Annotated in this window: 2 protein-coding genes; one reads left to right on the top strand and one right to left on the bottom strand. The window is 61.0% G+C overall.

Features of this window, described 5'->3' with window-relative positions:
* Positions 1–465: 465 nt before the first annotated feature.
* Positions 466–2664 (bottom strand): glycogen debranching protein GlgX, encoded by a 2199-nt coding sequence (gene glgX, locus ACRXB1_RS31925; protein ID WP_061999212.1) that lies wholly within the window; start codon positions 2662–2664, stop codon positions 466–468.
* A 263-nt stretch (positions 2665–2927) separates the two neighbouring features.
* Between glgX and ACRXB1_RS31920 the strand changes: the two genes are divergently transcribed.
* The coding region (locus ACRXB1_RS31920; RefSeq protein ID WP_449494303.1) for a DUF2252 domain-containing protein at positions 2928–4218 on the top strand (1291 nt) is incomplete at its 3' end.

Below are 4218 nucleotides of genomic sequence, written 5' to 3'. Positions count from 1 at the left end.
TGGTGGACGTGGACGACGAATTGCGTCGCCGAGGTGGTGGCAACAACGGCGGCGGCCTTGACTTCGGCAATGGCTCCAACGACTGGAGCGATGGCGGCGGCGGCGTGGATCTCGGCAGCAACGATTCGGGCAACTGGGATAACAACAGCTAAGCGGATTGCAGCGCGCCAGACAAAAAGCGCGGGACGATGCAAATCGTCCCGCGCTTTTATTTTATCCGCCGCCGAGGAACCTCAGCAACGCCCACAAGAACTTGAAAAACCCTACGACGAATTCCCAGATCCGTTCGAGTTGGTCCCAACCGGCGACGTGCAGCAGCGTCGCCAGCATCATGTTTTACGGGCGCGATGAGAGTCGCGCGGTATTAGTGGAAAGCTCAAACTGGGTCGCAACGGCTTAAAAGGGTTCATGACCCGCATGATAGCCGTTGCGGTCCGCCTGTCCCAAAACCCAGGCGGCGCGGCTTCAGATCGTATTGCCGCCTTCCGGCTCGACCTCATCCGTCAACGCTTCTTCGAGCCGCTTGAAAATCCGCTTCGTAGCACCGCGAGCATGCAACGCGAACAGCAGGAGCGAACGGCCCGTCACCTGATACACGCCGCCTGAATCGAAGTCCTCGAGTTCTTCGCGGATCGGCGCATTGGTATCGATCAGGCAGCTCCACTGGTCGCTCCCCGGGATTTCGGGCAGCGTGTAATCCACGACATCGTGATGCGCGTTGACAACCAGCAACAACGTCGCATCCGATGCCGGGCGGCGTATACCGGTCGCCTGGGCCCGGCCATCGATAACCAGGCCGAAGCAGCGCATTGCCGGATCGTCCCATTGCTCGGGTGTTAGTTCATCGCCCGATGGGCTGAACCATTTGACGTCTGCGACCTGCAGGTCTTCGTGGAACTCGCCCGTCAGGAAACGCCCCCGGCGCAGCACCGGCAAGGTGTGACGCAAGGTCGTGAGCTTGCGCACGAAGTCGTTCAAGGCGCGGCCGTCTTCGTCGATATCCCAGTTGACCCAGCTTATGTCGTCGTCCTGGCAATACGCGTTGTTATTGCCCTGCTGCGTGCGGCCGAATTCGTCGCCCGCGAGGATCATGGGCGTGCCCTGCGAGAACAGCAGCGTCGCCAGCATGTTGCGTTTCTGGCGTTCACGCAGTGCGCGGATTTCGGGGTCATCGGTCGGGCCTTCGGCGCCGCAATTCCATGAGCGGTTATCCGAGCTTCCGTCTTTGTTGTCTTCGCCGTTCGCCTCGTTGTGCTTCTCGTTGTACGAAACGAGATCGTTTAACGTGAAGCCATCGTGCGCGGTGATGAAGTTGACGCTTGCCCACGGGCGACGCCCACGGTGGTTGAACTTGTCGCCCGAACCCGTGATGCGCGTGGCGAGTTCCGCCGCGACGCCCTCTTCGCCCTTCCAGAACTCGCGAACGGTATCGCGGAACTTGTCGTTCCACTCGGCCCAGCCCGGCGGAAAACCGCCGACCTGGTATCCGCCCGGACCGCAGTCCCACGGTTCGGCGATCAGCTTCACGCTCGAGAGAATCGGGTCCTGACGGCAACTGTCGAGGAAACCGCCGCCTTCATCGAAACCGTAGGGTTCACGGCCAAGAATGGTCGCCAGATCGAAGCGGAAACCATCGACATTCATCTCCGTCACCCAGTAGCGCAAGCTGTCGGTGACCATCTGCAGCACGCGCGGATGCGACAGGTTAAGCGTGTTGCCCGTGCCGGTATCGTTGATGTAGTAGCGCTTGTCATCCGGCAAGCGATAATACGAAGCGTTGTCGATACCCTTGAACGAGAGCGTCGGTCCGCGTTCATTGCCTTCGGCCGTGTGGTTGTAGACGACGTCCAGGATCACTTCGAGTCCCGCTTCGTGGAAGCGGTCGATCATCTGCTTGAGCTCGGAAATAGCGCCCGGACCTTGCGCAAAAAAGCGCGGATCGGCGGCAAAGAAACCGATGGTGTTGTAGCCCCAGTAATTGGTAAGACCCTTGTCGGTGAGGTGGCTGTCGTTCACGAACGCGTGAATGGGCAGGAGTTCGACCGATGTCACACCCAAGCCCTTGATGTGTTCGATGACTTCCTTCGTGCCGAGCCCTTCGAACGTTCCGCGCAAATGTTCCGGCACGGCGGGATGGCGTTTCGTATAACCGCGCACGTGGGTTTCGTAGAAGATGGTCTGTTCCCAGGGCACGCGAACGCGCGTCGGATTGACCCACGAAAAGCTCTGGTCGACGACCTGGCACTTTTGCATGAACGGCGCGCTGTCGCGTTCATCGAAGCTCAGGTCTTCGCCGTCGTCGTCGAGCGTGTAGCCGAAGACCGCCGGGTCCCATTTCAGCTCGCCCACGTGCGCCTTCGCATACGGATCGAGCAGGAGCTTGTTCGGGTTGAAACGATGGCCGTTTTCCGGTTCGTACGGACCGTGAACGCGATAACCATAGACCGCGCCCGGTTTCAGGCCGAACAGATAAACGTGGAAAACTTCATCGGTGTATTCAGGCAATTCGATGCGCTCGAGTTCCTTTTCGCCGTCTTTATCGAAGAGGCAGAGTTCGACTTTCGAGGCGTTCGCGGAGAACAGCGCGAAATTGACGCCCTCGCCGTCCCAGGTCGCGCCTAGCGGAAATGGCGAACCTTCGGCAATGCGGATATCGTGAGCCATGTATGCGGGTGTCCAGGTATTTGGGTAATGCTGTCAGTAGTTGATGCGCGCCGCCTGAGTCCGGGATCCGCAGGGATCTGAATCAGTCAAGGTGCAAAATGCATCGCTCAGTGTTTCGACGGGCAGAAATCAAGAGCAGGTTGCGTGCCTGTTATCGATCGCATTTTCCAGCAAGGTTTGGCGCGCATCCTGCTCGCGGCTTGCCTGCGACGGAACTCAACACCGCCACGTCATTTGTCCATCATTGATCCAGAGGCTTTCCCTTGTCCACTCGCCCCCTCTCCGTCAAGTCAACGCCAGCCGGCACGTCCCATGGCAGCGCCGAGGAGAGCCGCGCGCTCGGCCGATCGTTGCGCGACACCACTCCCTTTGATGCCCACGCCGCCTGGCAACCGGAGCACGACCGGCCCGACCCGGTCGAACGCGTGCTTGCAAACAACGCAGGCAGACAGGAACGCCTCGTGCCGCTGAGAATGGCGCGCATGGCCGTTTCTCCGTTTGCGTTCCTGCGCGGCGCGGCAAGCGTGATGGCGTGGGATCTGGCGCGAACGCCGTCCATCGGGCATCACGTGATGATCGATGGCGACGCGCATCTCAACAATTTCGGCCTTTTCCGCACGCCGCGGCAAGACGTGGTCTTCGACCTGAACGACTTCGATGAAACCATCGTCGCACCCTGGGAATGGGATCTGAAGCGGCTGACTGCCAGCATCAACGTGGCAGCGCGGGAAAACGGCGTCGATGCCAGCGGCCGCGAGCGCGCCGTGCGCTCGGCCTGCGCGGGTTATCGGACAACGATGTCCACGCTATGGCAAGTACCCGCCTACGACCTCTGGCAAATGCGCTCTTATGCGAGCGTGCTGCATATCGAAGCGCCCGTCGCGCTTGATTCGGCCGAAAAAGCAACGATCACGAAGGCCGTCGAGCGTGCGACCAAGCGCAGTCACGCGACCATGCTCGCGCGGGTTGCCGAGCCCGCGGGCAAAAGCTGGCGCTTTCGCGAGGACCCGCCCATTCTCACGCGTCTCGACAAAGCCGAGACGAACCATGTGATCGAAGGATTGCGGGGATACACGCAAACCATCGCCGGCGAGTGGCGCACGATGCTCGAGCGCTACGACGTAGCCGATGTCGCGCATCGGGTAGTCGGGGTGGGCAGCGTCGGGACGCGTGCGTATTTGTTGCTACTGCTCGGGCGCGCACATGGCGACCCGCTGTTCATGCAGGTAAAGGAAGGCATCGTGCCGGCCGCCGCGCCATTCATGCCGGCGATGCCAGAGCCTTTCAACCACCAGGGCCGGCGCGTCGTGCACGGGCAGCGCCTGCTGCAAAGTTCATCGGACCCGTTGCTTGGATGGACGACGATCTCGGGGCGCGACTTTTATGTCCGACAGATGAAAAACATGCGCGGCTCGATTCCCGTCGACTGGCTGCATGGCGCGACGTTGGACTTTTACGCTTGGTGCCTGGGCCTATTGCTGGCACGCGCCCATGCCCGCACGGGAGATGCCGCGTTGATCGCGGGGTATTGCGGCAGCTCGGAGCGGCGTCCAA

This window comes from Caballeronia sp. M23-90, assembly GCF_053574605.1.
Note: the sequence above shows the minus strand (reverse complement) of the source record. Positions and strands in the feature narration are given on the sequence as shown.

Coding starts and splice junctions, on each gene's coding strand:
- glgX (WP_061999212.1), bottom strand. CDS start 2,664: ATGGCTCACGATATCCGCATTGCCGAAGGTTCGCCATTTCCGCTAGGC.